Here is a 20,127-nt window from a genome sequence, read left to right on the forward strand (position 1 = left end):
AGATGCCTCGCCGGGTGAACCACGGGTGAGGGTGCTACAAATACTGGGGAAGCAACGGAAGGGACCGGCAATGTCAGCGACGAAGCTCGTGATCGTGGAGTCTCCTGCGAAGGCAGCCACCATCGAGGGATACCTGGGTCCCGACTACCACGTGACCGCCTCGATCGGCCACATCCGTGACCTCCCGCAGCCCTCCGAGCTGCCCAAAGACATGAAGAAGGGGCCCTTCGGCCGTTTCGCCGTCAACGTGGATGATGGCTTTAAGCCCTACTACGTGGTGAACCCGGATAAGAAGAAAAAGGTCACCGAACTCAAGAAGCTCCTCAAGGAGTCCGACGAACTCTATCTGGCAACTGATGAGGACCGCGAGGGTGAGGCCATCGCGTGGCACCTCCTGCAGGTCTTGAAGCCGAAGGTTCCCGTGCGCCGCATGGTGTTCCACGAAATCACGAAGGAAGCGATCCAGCGCGCCCTGGAGAACACGCGCGACCTGGACACTGACCTCGTGGACGCGCAGGAGACCCGCCGCATCCTCGACCGCCTCTACGGTTACGAGGTGTCGCCTCTCCTGTGGCGCAAGATCCGCCCCTCCCTGTCGGCAGGCCGCGTGCAGTCGGTGGCCACGCGCCTCGTGGTCGCCAAGGAGCGCGACCGCATGGCGCACGTGAGCGCCCAGTACTGGTCGATCGACACGGCTTTCACGTCGGCGGGCCAGGCCTTCGGCGCGCGCGTCTCCTCCGTGGACGGCCACGCCATCGCGACCGGCTCCGACTTTTCCGAGAAGGGCGAGCTGAGCGCGAAGGCCGCCAAGGCCGGCGTCCTCCACCTGGACGAGGCCACGGCCCGCTCGTACGCCCGCGCGCTGTCGGACGCCCCGGCCTCGGTCATCGACTCGGTGACCCGCAAGCCCTACCGTCGCCGCCCGGCCGCCCCCTTCACGACGTCGACCCTCCAGCAGGAGGCGTCGCGCAAGCTGCACTGGAACGCGTCCTCGACGATGCGCACCGCCCAGTCCCTCTACGAGTCCGGTTACATCACCTACATGCGTACCGACTCCACGGCGCTGTCCAGCCAGGCGATTCACGCCGCTCGCGAGCAGGCCACCCAGCTCTACGGGGCCGAGGCCGTGGCCGACTCCCCGCGCCTGTACGGCACCACGTCGAAGGGAGCCCAGGAGGCGCACGAGGCGATCCGACCCGCCGGCGATCATTTCCGCACGCCGGGCGAGGTGGCTGGTTCCCTGTCGAAGCAGCAGCTGGCCCTGTACGACCTGATCTGGAAGCGCACGGTCGCCTCGCAGATGGCCGACGCGCTCGGCTACACGGCGACGATCCGCGTGCTCACCGGCATTGAGGTCGACGGTGCGCGCCACGACGTGCTGTCCTCGGCCTCGGGCACGGTTATCACCTCCCCGGGCTTCCGCCTGGCCTACCAGGAGGGCCGCGACCAGGGCCGTTACGACGCGGAAAAGAACGACGCGGAGAAGACCCTGCCGGACGTCGCCGAGGGTGATCCCGCGACGCTGACCGAGGCCACCCCGGACGGCCACGAGACCCAGCCTCCGGGCCGCTACACGGAGGCAACGCTGGTCAAGACCATGGAGGAGCTCGGCATCGGCCGTCCCTCCACCTACGCGGCCACCATCCAGACGATCGGGGACCGCGGGTACGTGACGCACCGCGGCCAGTACCTGGTGCCCACGTGGCTGGCCTTCTCCGTGACACGCCTGCTCGAGGAGAACCTCGCGAACCTCGTCGACTACGACTTCACGGCCTCGATGGAGGGCGACCTGGACCGTATTGCCGCGGGCGAGGAGAACGGCACGGACTTCCTGACCGGCTTCTTCTTCGGCCCCGACGGCACGGGCGAGAACGGCGGCCTGCGCCACGACGTCGCCTCCCTCGGCGACGACATCGATGCGCGCGCCGTCAACTCGATCGACCTGGGTCGCGGCGTGACGCTGCGCGTGGGCCGTTACGGGCCCTACATGGAAAAGGCCGACGGGACGCGCGCGAACGTGCCGCCGGAGGTCGCCCCCGACGAGCTGACGGATGAGCTGATCGATCAGCTCTTCTCCCGCGCCGCCGACGACGGCCGCGAGCTGGGCGTCGACCCCGCGACCGGCCACACGATCATCGTCAAGGACGGCCGCTACGGCCCCTACGTCACCGAGGTCCTGCCCGAGGCGGCCGAGGGGGCCGAGGAGAGCGCGAAGAAGACGAAGAAGGCCGCCGTCAAGCCTCGCACCGCCTCGCTGTTCAAGACCATGGACATCGCTACCGTCACCCTCGAGGATGCGCTGAATCTGCTGTCCCTGCCGCGCGAGGTGGGCACGGACCCGGCCTCGGGCGAGGTCATCACCGCGCAGAACGGCCGCTACGGCCCCTACCTGAAGAAGGGCACGGACTCGCGCACGCTGGCCTCGGAGGATCAGTTGCTCACGATCACTCTGGACGAGGCCCTGGCCATCTACGCTCAGCCCAAGACCCGCGGCCGTGGCACGGCCCGTCCGCCGCTGCGCGAGTTCGGCGAGGATCCGATCTCGGGCAAGAAGGTCACCGTCAAGGACGGCCGCTTCGGCCCCTACGTGACGGACGGCGAGACCAACGTGACGGTGCCGCGCGCCGAGACGGTCGAGGACCTGACGGCTGAGCGCGCCTACGAACTCCTGGCCGATAAGCGCGCTAAGGGCCCCGCCCCCAAGCGCACGCGCAAGACGGCCGCAAAGAAGACGACGGCCAAGAAGACCGACGCGAAAAAGACCACCGCGAAGAAGACGGCCACCAAGAAGGCCGCGACGAAGAAGGACAGCTGATGACAGCGCGAGGAGTGTTCATCACCTTCGAAGGTGGCGACGGCTCGGGGAAGTCCACGCAGATCCAGTCGGTGCGCGACTGGTTCGAGAGCCGTGGCCGCGAGGTCATCGTCACCCGCGAGCCGGGCGGCACCGAGCTGGGCACGGAGATCCGGCGCCTCGTGCAAAACGGCCCCGAAGACGTCGACGCGCGCACGGAGGCCCTCCTGTACGCGGCCGACCGCGCCTACCACGTCGCCACGGTCATCGCTCCCGCCCTCGAGCGCGGCGCGGTCGTGCTGGGGGACCGCTACATTGACTCCTCCCTGGCCTACCAGGGCGCGGCCCGCTCCCTCGGCGTGGACGAGATCGCCTCGCTGAGCGCATGGGCGACCCGCGGCCTCTACCCGTCCCTGACCTTCCTCCTGGACCTGCCCCCGGAGGTCGGCGCGCGCCGCCGCACCGACGCCCCGGACCGCATGGAGCGCGAGTCCATGGACTTCCACGAGCGCGTGCGCCACGAGTACCTGCGCCTCGCGGATGCCGAGCCCGACCGCATCGTCGTCATCGACGCGGTGGGCACGGTCGACGAGGTCTTCTCTGAGATCCGCGGCGTCCTCGTCGAGCGCTTCGAGGGCGGCTCCGTCACCATCGACGAGGCCTCCGACTCTGTTCCCGCGCCCGCTCGGGACACCCCGGCCTCGTCCTCATCTGAGGTGCCCGCTGCGTCTGAAGCATCCGAAGCACCTGAGACTGATCGTGACTCTGAGAAGCAGCGTCAGAAGAACGCGGACAAGGGCAGCGCCCGCAAGCCCGCCACCATGGTGGGAGCCCTGGGCGAATCCCAGGGTGCGCTCTGGGATGAATGATGAGCGTCTGGTCCTCGCTGGTCGGGCAGGAAGCGGCGGTCGCTAAGCTCTCCGAGGCCGCTGCCTCCGCTCGCGCGATCGTCGCCTCCCGCGGTGGCGCGCACGACTCCGACGACGCGCGTTCCATGAGCCACGCGTGGCTCATCACCGGCCCTCCCGGCTCGGGGCGCTCCGTCGCTGCGCGCGCCTTCGCGGCCGCCCTGCAGTGCACGGGCGAGACCGTGGGGTGTGGCCAGTGCGCGGGATGCCGCACGACGATGGGCCGCACGAACGCCGACGTTGTCTTCGCGGCCACCGAGACCTCGATCATTAACGTGGAGACCGCGCGTTCCCTCGTGCTGCAGGCGCAGTCCTCGCCCTCCCAGGGGCTGTGGCGCGTCATCGTCGTCGAGGACGCGGACCGCCTCGGCGAATCCGGCGCGAACGCCCTTCTCAAGGCCATCGAGGAGCCGCCCGAGCACACCGTGTGGCTCCTGTGCGCCCCCAGCCCCGAGGACATGATCGCCACGATCCGCTCGCGCTGCCGTCACCTCGGCCTGCGCATTCCCACCGCGGCTGCGGTCGCCGACCTGCTCGTGCGCGAGGGCGTCGCTACCCCCGAGGTCGCTCTCGAGGCCGCGCGTGCCGCCCAGTCGCACATCGGCCTGGCGCGCGCGCTCGCCCGCGACCCCCAGATGCGTGAACGCCGCCGCGCCATCATTACCGCGCCCGCGTCCGTGCGCAGCGTCGGCGAGGCCGTCATGGCCGCCGACCGCCTCCTCGAGACCGCGAAAGCCCAGGCCGACGCGCAGGTCAGCGAACGCAACGCCCGCGAAAAGGCCGAACTGATGCGCCAGCTCGGCATGGACGAAGGCGAGAGCGCCACCAAGGCCTCGCGCACGATGATCCGCCAGCTCGAGGAAGACCAGAAGCGCCGCTCCAAGCGCGCCCTCACCGACGCGATCGACCGCGCCCTCATCGACCTGCTCGCGATCTACCGCGACGTCCTCATGGTCCAAGTGGGCGGGGACGGCGAACTCATCAACACCGACCTCGCCGACCTGGTGGGCCAGATTGCCCGCGATTCCACGCCCCGCCAAACCCTCGCGCGCGTCGACCACATCGAAACCGCTCGCAAGCGCCTTGTGTCGAACGGAAACCCCCTGCTGGTCCTCGAAGACATGGCGATTTCGCTGCGCCCCCAGGCGTGAAAACTGACCCGGCGTTTCTCCGTTACAATCGGGGCCATGAAGACTCGCTCCATCGCGGCCGGCGCCGTCGCTATCCTCGCCGTCGTCGCGATCGTCCTGACCGTCATCGGCTACTACGGAACCCAGCGCAAGGGTCCGGTACCCCAGACGACGGCCACCTCCTCGTCCGCGCCGATCCCAGTCCAGTCAGGCTCCACCCAGTCCTACTACGAGCAGCAGATCTCCTGGGGCGCGTGCGAGCAGGGAACCTTTGATTCCTACCAGGGCGTCGACTCCTCCGACGCGAGCGAGTACCAGTGCGCCTTCCTCAAGGCACCCCTCGACTGGTCCAACCCCGACGGCGACCAGATCACCCTCGCGCTCGCCATCCACCGCTCCGGCGTCGAGGGCGCGCCCGCCCTCTTCATTAACCCGGGCGGCCCCGGTGGCGCCGTCGTCTCCTCGCTGCCCTACTACGCGGCGCAGGGAATCGGCGAGGCCATCGTCAAGTCCTACGACATCGTCGCCCTCGACCCGCGAGGAGTCGGCGACTCGACCCCCGTCTTCTGCATGACCGACGCGGAGAAGGACGAACGTAACGCCGGCGAAGACGAGGACATCGACACCGGCGACGAATCCCCCCAGTCCGCGGTCGCCGCCGCCCAGGAGGACTCGCGCACCGTCGCGGCGGGCTGCCGCGAACACTCCGGTAGCCTGTTCGAACACATCGACACCGTCAGCGCAGCGCGCGACTTTGACATGGTGCGAGCCGTCCTCGGCCAGGAGACGCTCAACCTCCTCGGCTACTCCTACGGCACCTTCCTCGGCGCCACCTACGCCGGGCTCTTCCCCGAGCGCGTCGGCCGCTTCGTCCTCGACGGTGCCCTCGACCCCACCCTCAGCGTGAACGAGGTCTCAGCCCTCCAGATGCGCGGCCTGGACGCCTCCCTCCAACACTGGATCTCCGACTGCGCCACCCAGTCCACCTGCCCGATGGGACGCAGCCTCGACGAGGGCATCCAGACCGTGCGCTCCTTCCTCGACTCCCTCGAAGACAGTCCGATGCGCACGAACGACCCCGCGCGTCCCCTCACCGAAAACCTGGCCGTCACCGCGCTGACCGGCGCCATGTACAACACCCAATGGTGGCCGCAGCTGACCCAGGCCTTTGGCATGGCGTGGCAGAAGGGGGACGGCAGCGGCCTGCTGGCCATCGCCGACACCCTCAACTCGCGCAACCCCGACGGCACCTACCAGGACAACTCCACGGACGCCATCAACGCGATCAACAACCTGGACTACACGCCCGAAGGAAACATCGACCAGTGGGCCGCGCAGGTCGCGACCCTCAAGAGTGAACTGCCGATCCTCGGCAAGTACGTGGGCTACCCGTCGGCCGCCCTCGAGGCCTGGCCGACGAAGCATGCTAAGCGCTCGCGCATTACCGCCCAGGGCGCCGCCCCCATCGTCGTCATCGGCACCACCCACGACCCGGCGACACCCTACTCCATGGCGCAGGGCCTGTCCGGGCAGCTTTCCAGCGGTGTTCTGGTGACCGTCGAAGGATGGAACCACACCGCGTACCGCCGCGGCGCCAACCAGTGCGTCACCCGGGCCGTCGAGGACTACTTCGTGAAGGGGACCGTCCCCGCCGACGGCCTCATGTGCCAGTAGAGACGTGACCCACGACATCCCGTTGTGGGGTGTCCTGGTTTGCGCTCGGCGCGATTTGTCCAGTAGAGTTGTGCCGTTGCCTGCACGCCCCGGAAACGGTGGAACGGCAGGCGCGGCCGCCTTAGCTCAGTCGGCAGAGCGATTCACTCGTAATGAATAGGTCGTGGGTTCGATTCCCACAGGCGGCTCAGAGACGCCCACCCGTTAACGGGTGGGCGTTTTTGTATGCGCGTGTTGCTTGTGGCGTCGCTGGTGTTCCGGGCGCCGTCTGGCCCGGCCGTGGGGCCGGGCTGCTTGATGTGCCCGTGGGCGGCGGCCCGCCCGCTCGCCGTCCGCGCCGCGAGCTTCGCTCGGCGCGTCGGCTCGAAGCCCGGCCAGGCCCTGCCGCCGCCCACGGGCACCGCAGCCTGGCCCCGCCGTCGCCCACGGGCGCTGCAGCCTGGCCCTGCCATCGCCCACGGGCACCGCAGCCTGGCCCTGGGTTGTTGTATGTGGCTCAGCGGTGGCTATCAATCATCAATTTCGCATGCAATTCCCCAGTAGCTTGTTCAAATATTGAATTTGCATCGTTGGAATTGCAACGTTTTCAGGGTTTGTTGAAATTTGGTCCAATCGAATTGCATGCGAAATTTATCTGGAGCTAGCCCCGCCAACCCATGCTGGCCCTGCCAACCGGCCGCAGCCTGCGCCGCGGCCGGGCCCTGTGGTTCCTCCGGTGCCTTCTGCTTCATACCTGTGGTGCCTGGAGTGTTGTTGTGTTGGCTAGCTCGATCTCTGCCTTGCGTTCGGTACAAAATTCTCCCTGCTTGGCTTCTTGGTGGTGAGAACGGTATAAAACTCTCCCTGCATGCAGAACAAGCGCGAAATTGGGCCATTTCGGGGGAGCAGGGAGAATTTTGTACCGGACATGCGGTGAGAAGGGGAGTGCGGGGAGAGTTTTGTACCGGAGGGGCCCGGTGCGGTTCTTGTTGGGAGAGTTGTGTTGTGCTCTCGCGTAGTCTTTGTGCCGGTTGGTGGGCTTATGGCAGTGCCCTGGCGCTGCTCATGGGCACTGCGGCTGGGCTCTCCGGGTCCTCCGGTGCCCCCCATGCCGGTGGGGCTGGGTCGCTGATGGGTAGTGCACTGGAGGGCCTACGTCTGCACGCGCGAAAAAGTTCTCCCTGCGTCGCTGGTAGATCGTGAAAGCGCGAAAAAGTTCGCCCTGCGCGCTCAAATTGGCCCAAATTTGGTGTTTTTGCGCTTGCTGGGCGAAATTTTTCGCGGAAATGTCACTGGAGGGCTGGTGTTGGGCGAAGTTTTTCGCGCCAACCGGTGCTGTGCCAGGCCTTGTAGGCGACGCGGCGCACTTCAGGCGGCTGTGATGGGGGTTTTGCACTACACGAAGCCTTCTGGCGGCGTGTCGCCGGCGTGTCGAACCCCCGTGTAGTGCAATTCCCCCCGATTGGTGGCGGTGAGCTCGCAGTTTGCGGTGGTGTGGCGCCCACATCGCAGACCACCTCGGTGAAAAACGCTGACAACGGGCTGCTAGTGGTGAAGTGGTCTGCGTTTTGGGCGAATCGGCACCCGCGAGGTGTGTTGTGCGCATGAGAGGGGTTTGTTGAAATTCCGGTTGCATATCGGCGCGTCGCGCTGTCGTGCTCGCGCAGGTGCCACGGCCCAAATGCCGACCCTCGATCGCGGGAGGCAACCGTGGCCTCGGGCAAGATTGGTTAGGCGAACCTGGCCCTGAAAACGTAAGCGTCAATGACGATAAAACGCTGAAATCCGAGGAATATTCCCTCACAGCAACGAGATAGTGAAACATTTGACTAAAGGGCTGTTAGCACTAGAAATCACGGGACTAAAGGACCAAGATAGATGTGTCTGAAGGGCACAGCCCCACAAGGGAGAGCCCCGTACCGAATACACATGCAGAGGAGAAACAAACATGACCGTTGAGTCCACCGGCTTCAAGGCTTCCGACGTTCTCGCAGGCAACCTGCAGAAGGTCCTCACCGACGTGACCGCTCTGTCCCTCGTGGGCAAGCAGCTGCACTGGAACATCACCGGCGACGGCTTCCGCTCGCTGCACCTGTTCCTGGACGACGTCGTTGACATCGCCCGCGAGGCCTCCGACGAGATCGCCGAGCGCATGCGCGCCCTCCAGGTCGTCCCCAACGGCCTGCCCGAGGTCGTCGCCCAGCGCAACACCCTGCCGACCATCCCCGAGACCATCATCAAGACCGATGATGCCGAGGAGCTCGCCGTCGCCGCCATCAACGCGACCGTCGGCACCATGCGCGACGTGCACGAGAAGGTCGACGCTGAGGACTCCGCCTCCGCCGACATCCTCAACGACTACATCCGCCGCTTCGAGCAGCAGGCGTGGTTCATCCGTTCGCAGAACGGCCAGGCCTGAGCCTGACTCCTCCGTGAGGAGGACGCGAGTCGCCTAGGCTCGCATCAAACAACGTGGGGTGCCCCGCCTCTTGCAGGCGGGGCACCCTTGTATGTGGGCGCGAGGCGCGTGGTGCAGATGTGCGCTGGGTGTCAGGCGTCGAGTCACCGGCGGTGGGGTAGCAAGCACCCCTGTCGCATGCTGGCGTGACCTGCGGCGCGTGGGTCGTATCGGGGATTGAAGCCCGACGCAAGGCTTTGACGCTACCCAAAGCAAACAAGCCCGGGTCGTTGCGTGCAGCGCGAACATGTCCCGGGAGGTGACACAGCGTCAGCGACATGGCAGAACGCGAACATTAGGCTGGTGGCGTGACGAACTCCCAGGACGTAGCAGCCACCACCTCGACCTCGATCCGCGTGCAGACCGGCGCAGCGCAGACCGGCGAAATGCACACCGGCGAACCCCGCCCCGCCCTCGTCCTGGTGAACCTGGGGACGCCGACCGCGCCCGAACCCGGTGCCGTCCGCTCCTTCCTGCGTGAGTTCCTCTCCGACCGTCGCGTCGTCGAGATGAGCCCGCTCCTGTGGAAGCCGATCCTCGAGGGCATCATTTTGCGCGTGCGTCCGCGCGAGGTCTCCCGCAAGTACCGCAGCATCTGGATGGATGAGGGCTCGCCCCTCATGCACTACACCCGCGAGCAGGCCCGCCTCCTCGGCGAACGCCTGCCGGGCGTGCGCGTCGAGGTCGCGATGCGCTACGGGCAGCCGTCCATCGGCTCGGTCCTGGACCGCCTCCACGCTGAGGGCGTGCGCCGCGTGGCGATCCTGCCCGCCTATCCGCAGTACGCGGCCTCGACGGTGACGACGATCAACGACGCGGTCGCGAGCTGGATCGGCCGCAACCGCGACGGCTTCGAGCTGCGCCTGCACCGCTCCTTCCCCGCCGCCCCCGCGTACATCGACGCGCTCGCGACCGCCCTCGAGCGCCATTGGGAGCGCGTGGGACGCCCGAACTTCCTGATGGGGGACCGCGTCGTCGTGTCCTTCCACTCGATCCCGGTCGCCATGGACGAGGCCGGGGACCCCTACCGCGCCGAGTGCCGCCGCACGGTCGCGGCCCTCGAGTCGCGCCTGGGCCTGGCGATGGGGTCGCTGACGGCGACCTTCCAGTCCGTGTTCGGGCGGGCCGAGTGGCTGGGCCCGCAGACGATCGAGGAGATGGCCGAGCTGGGCGCCGCGAAGTGCCCGCGCGTGGACGTCATCTGCCCGGGCTTCATGGCGGATTGCTTGGAGACGCTCGAGGAGATCGACCAGCTGAACCGCGAGACCTTCGTCGAGGCCGGGGGAGGGGACTTCCACTACGTGCCCTGGGGCAATGACTCCGAGGGAGCGGTTGCGTCCCTGGAAGAGCAGGCGCGCATCGCTCTCGCCGGCTGGGTGTAGGCGCGCTGTCACAATCGACCGGCGGACGAAACCCTTCGGCGAGGGCGGCCCCGGCCTCGTAGCGTGGAGGCATGAGCACGCCTGACTGTACGAACCTCTCCACGCTGGCCATCCACGCTGGGTTTGACCCGGACCCGATCACGGGTGACGTGGTGCCGCCGATTCACGTCGCATCGACGTTCGTGCAGGATCGGCCCGGAGAGCTGCGAGAAGGCTACGAGTACGGGCGCTGCGGCAACCCGACGACCAACGCGTTCGCGGGTGCGCTCGCGGCCTTGGAGGGGGCGACGCACGGCTTCGCGTTCCCCTCGGGCATGAGCGCCGAGGACACGGTGATCCGCCTGCTGGCGCGCCCCGGCGACCACGTCGTGCATTCGACGGACGTGTACGGGGGCACGCACAAGCTCCTGAGCGTCATCAAGCCCGCCGAGGGCATCACCTCCGAGGCCGTGGACCTGACCGACCTGGCCGAGGCCGAGCGCGTCATCCGCGCCTCGCGCCCGCAGATCGTGTGGGTCGAGACGCCGTCGAACCCGTTCCTGCTGGTCACGGATATCACTGCGATCGCGGCCCTCACGCACGAGGTGGGTGGCCTGCTGGTCGTGGATAACACCTTCGCGACGCCGGTCCTGCAGAGGCCTCTCGAGCTGGGCGCGGACGTCGTCGTGCACTCGACGACCAAGTACGTGGGCGGCCACTCGGACGTGATCGGTGGCGCTTTCGTCCTGCGCGATGGGCTGGAGCTGCCCGCGCACGTCGAGCCCTTCTTCGGCGACCGCGATGCCGCCGCCGAGGCCGTGAAGCTGCAGATGGCCCTCGGGCACGTGCCCTCCCCGCGCGACACGTACCTGGCGCATCGCGGCCTGAAGACCCTGGCACTGCGCGTGCAGCGCCACTGTGAGAACGCGCAGAAGGTCGCCGAGTTCCTGGCCTCCCACCCGAAGGTCACCGCGGTCCACTATCCGGGGCTGGCCTCGGATCCGGGCTACGAGCTGGCGCGCGCCCAGAACCCTGCTGGGGTGGGTGGCGTGCTGTCCTTCCAGGTCGCCACCGAGGAGGCGGCGATCGAGCTGACGACGCGCACGCGCGTCTTTGCGCTCGCGGCGTCCCTGGGTGCGCCGGAGTCTCTCATCGAGCACCCGGCGATCATGACGCACTCGACGCGCGTGGGCGGCGTGGGCGGCGTGCCCGGCACGCTCCTGCGCCTCGCGGTTGGCCTGGAGGATGCGCAGGATCTGATCGCGGACCTGGATCAGGCGCTCGCGCAGATCTGACGTCTCTTAGATGCCCATTTGGTGCCTCACTGGCGCCTCACGGATGCCTCACCGTGCCTCACGGATGCCTCACCGGTGACTCACTGGTGACGCACGGATGCCCTGGGTTCCCCACAAATCTCGCAGGTAATTTAATTTGGTCAGTTTTTGATTATGCTCAAAAACGTTGCAATTCCGGGGCTGTAATTTAAGACCTTGAAGTATTCGCGATGGAATTGCATGCGAAATTGAGGGGGACGAGGCCGGGGTGCCCAGGGTGGTGATGCGCGGTTAGCGGCGGCGCGGCGGCTCAGCGAGGCCGGGGCGTCCAGGGGGATGACGCGCGGTTAAGGGCGGCTACTGGACCTGACGGCCTACTGCCCGGCGGGTCAGCCAGGCCGCGGCGGCCGTGGCGCCGCCGACGGCGAGGACCGCGGGCACGAGGATCGTGGCGCCTTGGCCGGTGAACTCGATGACGAGGATGAGCCCCGTAAAGGGTGCCTTCATGGAAGTCCCGAGGAACGCTGCCGCGCCAATAAAAGCGAAGGCGGCGACCTCCGAGCCTGGCCATGCGGCCGCCCACGGCAGCCCTATGACAGCTCCCAGCCCGGCGCCGAGAGCGACCGCGGGGGTGAGGACGCCGCCCCAGCCTCCCGCGCCGATCGTCAGGAACGTGGTGGCCGTCTTGGCGAGGAGAACCAACAGTGCGAACGCGAGCCCCGCGCCAGCCGCCCACGTCGCGTCAAACTGCGTCTGCGCGCTGGCCTGCCCGTTGCCGAGCACCGAGGGAATACGGGTGGAGACCAGGCCGACCACGACAAACGCGATCGGCAGCGTGATGAGGATGCGCCAGTCGCGCGGCCGGATTGCCCCGGTGCGCGCGACGGCCTGTTTGAACGCCCATCCAGCGGCGCCGAGCACCGGCCCCATGAGCGCGCCGAAGACCGTCAAGGACAGTGACGGCGTGAGGGTCGGGACCGTGTAGAAGAAGGCCGGCCTCGTGAACCCCGTGGAGATGAGGACCGCGATCCCCGAGGTGATGAGCGCGGGGGCGACGGCGCGCGCCGAGAGTGACACGAGGAGGATCTCGAGGGTGTAGATCGCGCCCGACAGGGGGATCGAGTAGACGGCGGCCAGGCCTGCGCCCGCGCCGCACGCGACGATGATGCGCCGATCCTCGGGGGTGAGCCCCAGCCGGTCGGCGGCGGCCGCGCTGAAGGCGGCGGCCATCTCTCGCGGGGCGACCTCGCGCCCCACGGACGCGCCGAGGCCGACGATGAGGACCTGGGTCAGGGCGTGCCAGGTGGCGCGCAGGGGAGGCATGGGGGCGCCGCCCACCGCGCCGGCCACGGAGGTGACGGCCTTGTTGCGGCGGAAGAGCAGGAACCAGGACAGGGCGCCGATGACGCCGGCGAGCGTGAGGACAGCGACGCGACGGGCGGGGGAGACGGCGCTGACGGCCTCCAGGAGGGTGCCGCCGTGCATGTCCCAGGCAGCCGCCTGGATCCAGTGAAGCAGGTGAATGCACGCCAGGCCGACGAGGCCGGCGATGACCCCGGTGAGGAGTGTTGCGACCGCGAGGCGGCGCGTGCTCACGGACATGGCGTGTCGGAGTCGAGGCGCTCGCTCACTCGCGTGAACAGCCCGGTGAGCATGTCGATCTCCTCGGGCGTGATGTCGTCGAGGAAGAGGCGGCGGATGACGTCGCGCTGGACCAGGGCGGCCTCGTCGAAGAGGGTCTTGCCGGCTGGCGTCAGGGTGACGAGGCCTCCGCGCCCGTCGCCCTCGCATGGGCGGCGCTCGATGAGGCCGCGGGATTCGAGGCGCTTCATCGTGTGGGTGAGGCGCGAGCGCGAGAAGACGACCTGGTGGGCGAGGCGGGAGGGGCGCACGCCTTCTTCCCCGGCGCGGTCGGTCATGAGGAGCACGGAGTATTCGGGCATCGACAGGCCGGCCTGGCACTTGAGGGCGGCTTCGATGCGCTCGGTGAGGCGTGCGGTCGTCGTGAAGTAGAGCTCCCAGGCCGCCGCTCGGGGGTGGTGTGCTCGGCTCACTGGGTCTCCTCGTATCGTGCGGCATTTCGACGAGGCCGAAGTGGCCTCGGGCGTCTACGAGTATAACTTTCAATTACTCCGATCAATAAATCGGTGCTGCGTAGCTCACGTTCTCACGATGAATTGTTTATGGGCAGGAATTGTATGAATTGCGATATCCTCATGATAGGAATTGACTTTTTTAGAAATTCCCCGTCTCTTTTTCTCTGAAAGGACAGACATCGTGAAGAAGACAAAGAAGATTGTGGAAGTCGTCGATGATTTCGACGGCACCCCCGCAGATCAGACCGTTCGTTTCGCATTCAATGGTGCGTCGTACGAAATTGATCTGAACCGAGCCCACTTCGAGGAATTCGCCGAGGCCATTCAGCCCTACATTAAGGCTGGCCGTAAGACGGGGACGACTCGTCGCCGCGGCAACGCCGGTAACCCCACGCAGCGCCTGGAGAACGCGAAGATTCGCGCCTGGGCGAAGGAAGAGGGACACGACCTGTCCGACCGTGGTCGCATCCCCGCTCCGATCGTTGAGGCCTACCGCAAGGCACACGCCTGATTCGTGGCAAACAATTGCGGGCGCACACTACGTGCGCCCGCAATTCTTTCTCGATGCACTGAAGGGGTAGCACGCATCTGCGTGCCACCCCTTCAGTCGTGGATAACGTCAGTTCTTGGTGACGGCGTTATTCGCGCCCGAGTCGGCGCCGGTCTGCGGGGCGTTGCCCTCCTCGTACTGAACCGAGTTGTTGGAGCCCGTGAAGGACACCTTCTGGACGGACTTCACGGCAATGGCGTTCGCGGAGCCGTTAACGGTGATCTCGGAGACGGCCTCGCCCTCGATGTGGTTGTTCGAGCCGTTGATGACGACGGTCTTGGTGCCCGCGGGGATCTCGACGTGCGTGTTGGACTCGTCGATCGTGAAGGTGCCGGCAGCGTCGGACTTGCCGGAGTCCTTGGAGGTGTCCGACTTGCCGGAGTCGCTGGATGCGTCGGTCTTGGTGTCCGTGCTCGGGTTGCTCGAGGCCTCGGGGGCGGACGAAGCCGCGGGGGTGGAGGAGTCGCCGCCGGACACGTTAGCGGTCTGGGAACAGCCGGTGAGGGCCACGGTGGCGACGGCGAGAGCGGCCGCAGCGGGAAGGAGGGACTTCAGGGACATGGTGTCTCCTTTTCGTTGATCGGTCGTATTTTCGTTGATCGGTCGTAGGTAAGCCCTAGTTGGGGTACTAGAAGGCGGGGATGAAGATTTCGACGCGGCGGTTGAGCGCGCGACCCGAGGGGTTGTCGGAACCGTCGGCGTTCTCGTTGGGAGCCACCGGCTTGGACTCGCCGTAGCCGGTCGCGTCCAGGGTGGAGCTCACGCCGTCCTTCTTCAGTTCGGCCACGACGGCGTCCGCGCGCTCCTGGGAGAGCTGCAGGTTGAAGGCCTCGTCCGAGATGGAGTCGGTGTGCCCGTAGACGTGTGCTGCGGGGACCTTGTTGCTGGAAAGCACGGTCGCGAGCGACTTAATCGTCTGGGCGGCCTCGGGACGGATGTCGGACTTGCCGAAGTCGAAGAGGACGCCGTCTTCGAGGGTGATGACGGTGCCGCAGGATTCCACGGGCTTCAGGTTGGCGACGGGCGGGAACTTACCGAGCTTGCCGAGCTTGTCGACCTTCGGGGCGTCCTTCACTTCCTTGCCGTTGACGGTCGCGGTGCCGTCGCCGTTGTTCTGGATCGTCAGCTTGTCGTCCGAGTAGCTGCCGGTGCCGTCGCCGTTGTTGATGATGGTGACGGTGCCCTTGGAGTACACGCCGGAGCCGTCGCTTTCAACGGTGATGGTTTCCGAGGTGGAGGAGTTGGAGTAGTTGCCGCCGCCCTGGCCGTCCAAGACGATGCTCGTGGTGGGGGTGGTGTAGGTGCCGGAGCCGTCGGTGCTCACGACGAGGGACACCATCGTATCGGCGTTGGAGTAGGTGCCGGAGCCGTCGCCGCCGTAGATGATCGAGATCGGGCCCTCGGTGATCGTGCCGCCGCCCTGGCCGTCGTTGACGACGGTGCCGTTGTCCGAGGAGGAGACGACTGAGCCGTCGCCGCCGAAGACGGTGGAGCCGGACACGAGGGAGGTGCCGTCGCACTTGGCGGGCGAGATGGTCACGCCGGGGACGGTGTTGAGGGACTTGGAAGCGGAGTCGACGATGGCCTTATCGGCGTTGGAGGCGAAGACGTCGACGGACGGGACGGAGAACAGGGGGATGGCCGGGATTTCGCCGGGGCGGTATCCGGACACGGTCGGGACGGACGAGGCCGTGGCCGACTGGGTGGCCGCCGGGGTCGTCGGGTCCGCGGCGGGGGATGCATCGGTGGCCTGGGGCTTCGAGGAGCCGCAGGCGCCGAGGGCGAGAGCGGTCGCAGCGATGAGAGTGGAGGCTGCCAGGGTGCGTCGTGTGATGTTCATGAAGCTAACCGTACGGGAAAATATGAGGGGTGCACACTGTTCCGGTAATTATGTAAAACCGCGGAATGTCAAGGCTGTCAGGGGTAAATTTCGGGTGAGTCAGGGGTGAATCAGGGTATGCCCGGGGTCTGAGTCTGATTGAGGGCGCGTGGCTTGCGGGTGAGTCGGGCGGGAAGGTGAGCCGTGAGGTGGAGAAGTGTCCAAGCTGTGGCGTGATCAACCCCACGGGATGTATGAGGGGTGCCTCCACCTGTGGAAGAATGGAGACATGAGCTACAAACTGGTGCTGCTCCGCCACGGCGAGAGCGAATGGAATGCAAAGAACCTCTTCACCGGTTGGGTGGATGTTCCGCTGTCGGACAAGGGCCGCGCGGAGGCTACCCACGGTGGTGAGCTCCTCAAGGAATCCGGCGTTCTCCCGGATCTCCTGTTCACGTCGATGCTGCGTCGCGCCATCATGACCGCGAACCTGGCTCTCGACGCCGCCGATCGCCACTGGATTCCCGTTGAGCGCAACTGGCGCCTCAACGAGCGTCACTACGGTGCGCTCCAGGGAAAGAACAAGAAGGAAATCCGCGACGAGTACGGCGAGGAGCAGTTCATGCTGTGGCGCCGTTCCTTCGACGTGGCTCCGCCCGCCATCGAGGCTGGCTCCGAGTTCTCGCAGGATCAGGATCCCCGCTACGCCGGTGAGCCTGTTCCGATGAGCGAGTGCCTCAAGGACGTCATCGCGCGTCTGCTGCCCTACTGGGACGAGGCCATCGTTCCCGCGATCAAGACCGGCAAGACCGTCATGATCGCCGCGCACGGCAACTCCCTGCGTGCCATCGTCAAGCACCTGGATGAGATCTCCGACGAGGACATCGCCGGCGTCAACATCCCCACCGGTATTCCGCTGGTGTACGAGCTCGACGAGGAGACACTCAAGCCCATCAAGAAGGGCGGCACCTACCTGGATCCCGAGGCCGAGGCGAAGATCGCCGCGGTCGCCAACCAGGGCAAGTGACCTGACGCCAGGCCCCGGCCTCGTTGATGCTGACGAGGTCGGGGCTTCGCTATGCCCGGAAACTCGGGACTTTCGTGGTGTGATGCTGTCCTTATGTTGCACGTTTGATCGTGACCAGGGTCGCATGCTGGGACGAAGTGCGGTCGTGCTTGAAGTTGGTTTGTGTCGTTCCTTGTATACGTGTAACCTTGAGCTTTCGCACTGTATGGGTCCGATTCTCTCGCCAGCTGGTAGAATAATTGTGCTATCCACGCAAGCATCCAGGAGTCAATCCATGTCGTTTGAAATCGGTCAGACGGTCGTCTACCCGCACCACGGCGCAGCCACGATCGAAGAGGTCATGACGCGCACCATTCGTGGTGAGGAGCGGACGTACCTGAAGCTGCGTGTGAACCAGGGCGACCTCGAGATTCAGGTCCCCGCCGAAAACGTTGACATGGTCGGCGTTCGTGACATCGTCGATGAGGATGGCCTCGAAGAGGTCCTGTCCGTCCTGCGCGCCCCCTACATTGAGGAGCCGACCAACTGGTCGCGTCGTTTCAAGGCGAACCAGGAGAAGATCGCCACCGGTGACATCGTGAAGGTCGCCGAGGTTGTGCGCGACCTGACCCGCCGTGATGACCTGAAGAAGCTGTCCACGGGCGAGAAGCGCATGCTGACGAAGGCCCGTGGGATCCTGACCTCCGAGCTGGCCCTGGCTCGCAACATCGAAAAGTCTGCTGCCGCCGAGCGCCTTGATTCCGTCCTGGCCGAGGGCCGCATCGAAGTCGAAGAAGATGCCGTCGCAGAGTGACGCTCGCGCCGTCCTGACGGCCGCCGGCTCCGGCTCTCGCCTCGGCTGCGAGTGTCCGAAGGCCCTCGTTGAACTCTCGGGTCGCCCCCTGGTCTGGTGGGCGGCCCGCGGCCTACGCGCCGGGGGAGTGGGTGCGATCGTCGTGACGGCGCCGGCCTCGGCGATCGAGGAATTTCGCTCCGCCCTATCCGATATCGACGACCTCACCGTCGTCGCTGGCTCCGATCGTTCGCGTCAGGAGTCCGTGGCCCTGGGACTTGCTGCTCTCGGGCAGTGCGAGGCGGACACGGTCGTCCTCGTGCATGACGCGGCGCGCCCCCTGACGCCCCCGCAGGTCACCGAACGCGTCATTGATGCAGTGCGCGGCGGCGCGGGCGCGGTCATCCCCGTCCTGCCGGTCGCCGACACCCTCAAGACGGTGGACGCCTCGGGCGTCGTGACGGGCACGCCGCGGCGCTCCGACATGGTGGCCGTGCAGACCCCGCAGGGTTTCCGCTGGGATGTGCTCACGCGCGCGCACGAGGCGGGCGCCTCTCTGGGTGCGGACGAGGCCCGGGCGGCCACGGACGACGCCGGCCTCGTCGAGGCGATCGGCGGCACCGTGCACACGGTCGCGGGCGACGAACGCTCCATGAAGGTCACGCGCCCCCTTGACCTAGCGCTTGCGCGCCTCCTCGCTGCTGAAGAAACGGGTGCCTGAACAGCGTTTTTCGATCACGCATGGTGGCTGGGCAATCGCAGTCAGGTCGCGCAGGCGCTTCCCCGGCCTCGTTCCTGGTGTGGCCCGAGGAGAGCGTCACACGTGAAACGTGGTAGTTTCACCCTGGACGCACACGCGCCACCGAGAACTCCCCACTGAAGGAGCCCGATTCCATGAGCACAACGCCCATCGCCCGCCGCCGCGTGATCACGCGCCAAGTCGTCGAATGGGCGGCCTGGGACTGGGGCAGCGCCGCCTTCAACGCGGTCGCCACGACCTTCGTGTTCACGACCTACCTGACCAGCGACGGTGTCTTCACCGACTCGGGCACGGCCTCGACCTGGCTCAGTAACGGTATGACGATCGCGGGCCTGTTCATCGCCCTCCTCGCCCCCATCACCGGCCAGCGCGCCGATCGACGAGGCCGGGGCGGAGTCTGGCTCGGATGGTTCACCGGGTTGGTCGTCGCCTGTATGCTCGCCATGTACTTCGTGCACCCCGAGTCGGTCCTCGGGCCCCGCGGCGCCCTCATGCTGGGTATTGCGCTGCTCGGCCTGGGTAACGTGTTCTTCGAGTTCGCCTCCGTCAACTACAACGCGATGCTGAACCACCTGGGGGAGAAGGAGGACCGCGGCAAGATCTCGGGCTTCGGCTGGGCGTCCGGCTACATCGGCGGCATCGTCCTGTTGCTCATCCTCTACGTGGGCCTCATCGGCGCGAACCTGCTGGGCGTGCCCACGGACGAGTACCTGCCCATCCGAATCTCTATGGTGATCGCGGCCCTGTGGTTCGGCGGCTTCGCGATCCCTGTCATCCTCCACCCGCCGCTGCCCAAGAAGGTCCACACCGGCGGCGATCACGAGTCGATCATCGACTCCTACAAGCTCCTGTGGCGCACGGTGCGCACCCTGAAGAACGAGGCCCCGCACACCCTCTTCTTCCTCATCGCCTCCGCCGTCTTCCGCGACGGCCTCGCCGGCGTCTTCACCTTCGGCGCGGTCCTAGCCAAGACCGCCTTCGGTTTCAGCGCCGGACAGGTCATGATCTTCGCGATCGCCGCGAACATCGTCGCCGGCCTCGCGACCGTCGCCTTCGGCTGGGTCGACGACAAGATCGGCCCGAAGAAGGTCATCATCCTGTCCCTGTGCGCGATGGTCGTCGCCGGCTTCGGCGTCTTCTTCCTGCACGCCCGCGGCCCCATCGTCTTCTGGACCCTCGGCCTGACCCTGTGCGTCTTCGTCGGCCCCACCCAGTCCGCGTCCCGTTCCTTCCTGTCGCGCATAATCCCCGCGGGCCGCGAGGGCGAGGTCTTCGGCCTCTACGCGACGACCGGCCGCGCCGTGTCCTTCATGGCGCCCGCGATGTACAGCCTGTTCCTCATGCTCGGCAAGCGTATGACGCCCGCCGGAGCGGATTACACGTACTGGGGCATCCTCGGCATCATGCTGATCCTCGGCATCGGCCTGGCCCTCACGATCCCCGTGAAGGCAGACCGCGCGACCCTGCACCACATGGAGGGCTGAGCTCCTCGACGAGGCGCCCGCACCCGCGCGCGACGTCCCCG

At 66.7% G+C, this 20,127-nt stretch carries 16 protein-coding genes and 1 tRNA gene; 13 read left to right on the forward strand and 4 right to left on the reverse strand.

The genetic code is table 11. The features are described from left to right. Positions 1 to 70 precede the first annotated feature (70 nt). From topA to HMPREF1478_RS04415, 8 genes are all read left to right on the forward strand, one after another. Entirely contained in the window at positions 71 to 2,815 is a 2,745-nt protein-coding gene (gene topA / locus HMPREF1478_RS04380) for a type I DNA topoisomerase (RefSeq protein WP_016460876.1), read from the forward strand. Next, entirely contained in the window at positions 2,815 to 3,663 is an 849-nt protein-coding gene (gene tmk, locus HMPREF1478_RS04385; RefSeq protein ID WP_016460877.1) for a dTMP kinase, read from the forward strand. Before topA ends, tmk begins: the two co-directional genes overlap by 1 nt. Continuing rightward, positions 3,660 to 4,853 (forward strand): DNA polymerase III subunit delta', encoded by a 1,194-nt coding sequence (locus tag HMPREF1478_RS04390; RefSeq protein WP_034474915.1) that lies wholly within the window; start codon positions 3,660 to 3,662, stop codon positions 4,851 to 4,853. Before tmk ends, HMPREF1478_RS04390 begins: the two co-directional genes overlap by 4 nt. A gap of 36 nt (positions 4,854 to 4,889) precedes the next feature. Further along, positions 4,890 to 6,506, forward strand: a complete 1,617-nt coding sequence (locus HMPREF1478_RS04395; protein ID WP_016460879.1) for an alpha/beta hydrolase — start codon at positions 4,890 to 4,892, stop codon at positions 6,504 to 6,506. A 115-nt stretch (positions 6,507 to 6,621) separates the two neighbouring features. Continuing rightward, a tRNA-Thr gene (locus HMPREF1478_RS04400) sits at positions 6,622 to 6,694 on the forward strand. Positions 6,695 to 8,433: 1,739 nt separating this feature from the next. After that, positions 8,434 to 8,904, forward strand: coding sequence for a Dps family protein (locus tag HMPREF1478_RS04405; RefSeq protein ID WP_016460881.1), 471 nt, complete (start codon positions 8,434 to 8,436; stop codon positions 8,902 to 8,904). Positions 8,905 to 9,251: 347 nt separating this feature from the next. Beyond that, positions 9,252 to 10,325 (forward strand): ferrochelatase, encoded by a 1,074-nt coding sequence (hemH, locus tag HMPREF1478_RS04410; RefSeq protein WP_016460882.1) that lies wholly within the window; start codon positions 9,252 to 9,254, stop codon positions 10,323 to 10,325. A 71-nt stretch (positions 10,326 to 10,396) separates the two neighbouring features. Then, positions 10,397 to 11,599 carry a PLP-dependent transferase gene (locus tag HMPREF1478_RS04415; protein WP_016460883.1) on the forward strand — a complete coding sequence of 401 codons (1,203 nt, stop codon included), beginning with the start codon at positions 10,397 to 10,399 and terminating at the stop codon, positions 11,597 to 11,599. A 336-nt stretch (positions 11,600 to 11,935) separates the two neighbouring features. Here HMPREF1478_RS04415 and HMPREF1478_RS04420 read toward each other — a convergent pair whose 3' ends face one another. Beyond that, positions 11,936 to 13,180, reverse strand: a complete 1,245-nt coding sequence (locus HMPREF1478_RS04420) for a chloride channel protein (RefSeq protein WP_016460884.1) — start codon at positions 13,178 to 13,180, stop codon at positions 11,936 to 11,938. Further along, positions 13,171 to 13,632, reverse strand: coding sequence for a MarR family winged helix-turn-helix transcriptional regulator (locus tag HMPREF1478_RS04425; protein WP_016460885.1), 462 nt, complete (start codon positions 13,630 to 13,632; stop codon positions 13,171 to 13,173). The genes HMPREF1478_RS04420 and HMPREF1478_RS04425 overlap by 10 nt, the downstream gene beginning before the upstream one ends. Before the next feature lie 223 nt (positions 13,633 to 13,855). On the opposite strand from HMPREF1478_RS04425, the gene HMPREF1478_RS04430 reads away from it, so the two are divergent. Beyond that, on the forward strand, positions 13,856 to 14,185 hold the full coding sequence (locus tag HMPREF1478_RS04430; RefSeq protein WP_016460886.1) for a histone-like nucleoid-structuring protein Lsr2: 330 nt from the start codon (positions 13,856 to 13,858) through the stop codon (positions 14,183 to 14,185). Between the two features lie 108 nt (positions 14,186 to 14,293). On the opposite strand, the gene HMPREF1478_RS04435 is transcribed toward HMPREF1478_RS04430, so the two are convergent. Beyond that, positions 14,294 to 14,785, reverse strand: coding sequence for a DUF3060 domain-containing protein (locus HMPREF1478_RS04435; RefSeq protein ID WP_016460887.1), 492 nt, complete (start codon positions 14,783 to 14,785; stop codon positions 14,294 to 14,296). A 67-nt stretch (positions 14,786 to 14,852) separates the two neighbouring features. Then, positions 14,853 to 16,064, reverse strand: coding sequence for an OmpA family protein (locus HMPREF1478_RS04440; protein ID WP_016460888.1), 1,212 nt, complete (start codon positions 16,062 to 16,064; stop codon positions 14,853 to 14,855). A 268-nt stretch (positions 16,065 to 16,332) separates the two neighbouring features. Here HMPREF1478_RS04440 and HMPREF1478_RS04445 point away from each other — a divergent pair, with 268 nt between their 5' ends. The 4 genes from HMPREF1478_RS04445 to HMPREF1478_RS04460 all read left to right on the forward strand — a co-directional run bounded on the left by HMPREF1478_RS04445 (position 16,333) and on the right by HMPREF1478_RS04460 (position 20,086). After that, entirely contained in the window at positions 16,333 to 17,070 is a 738-nt protein-coding gene (locus HMPREF1478_RS04445) for a phosphoglyceromutase (RefSeq protein ID WP_021612715.1), read from the forward strand. A gap of 274 nt (positions 17,071 to 17,344) precedes the next feature. Then, a complete protein-coding gene (locus HMPREF1478_RS04450; RefSeq protein WP_016460890.1) occupies positions 17,345 to 17,863 on the forward strand; it encodes a CarD family transcriptional regulator in 519 nt (172 codons plus the stop codon). Beyond that, positions 17,847 to 18,563, forward strand: a complete 717-nt coding sequence (ispD, locus tag HMPREF1478_RS04455; RefSeq protein WP_016460891.1) for a 2-C-methyl-D-erythritol 4-phosphate cytidylyltransferase — start codon at positions 17,847 to 17,849, stop codon at positions 18,561 to 18,563. The genes HMPREF1478_RS04450 and ispD overlap by 17 nt, the downstream gene beginning before the upstream one ends. A gap of 173 nt (positions 18,564 to 18,736) precedes the next feature. Then, the gene (locus HMPREF1478_RS04460) at positions 18,737 to 20,086 is read left to right on the forward strand and encodes an MFS transporter (RefSeq protein ID WP_016460892.1); all 1,350 of its coding nucleotides are present in this window, start codon (positions 18,737 to 18,739) and stop codon (positions 20,084 to 20,086) included. The last annotated feature ends 41 nt before the right edge of the window (positions 20,087 to 20,127 follow it).

The sequence above is a fragment of the Actinomyces sp. HPA0247 genome (genome assembly GCA_000411415.1).
Classification (GTDB): Bacteria; Actinomycetota; Actinomycetes; order Actinomycetales; family Actinomycetaceae; genus Pauljensenia.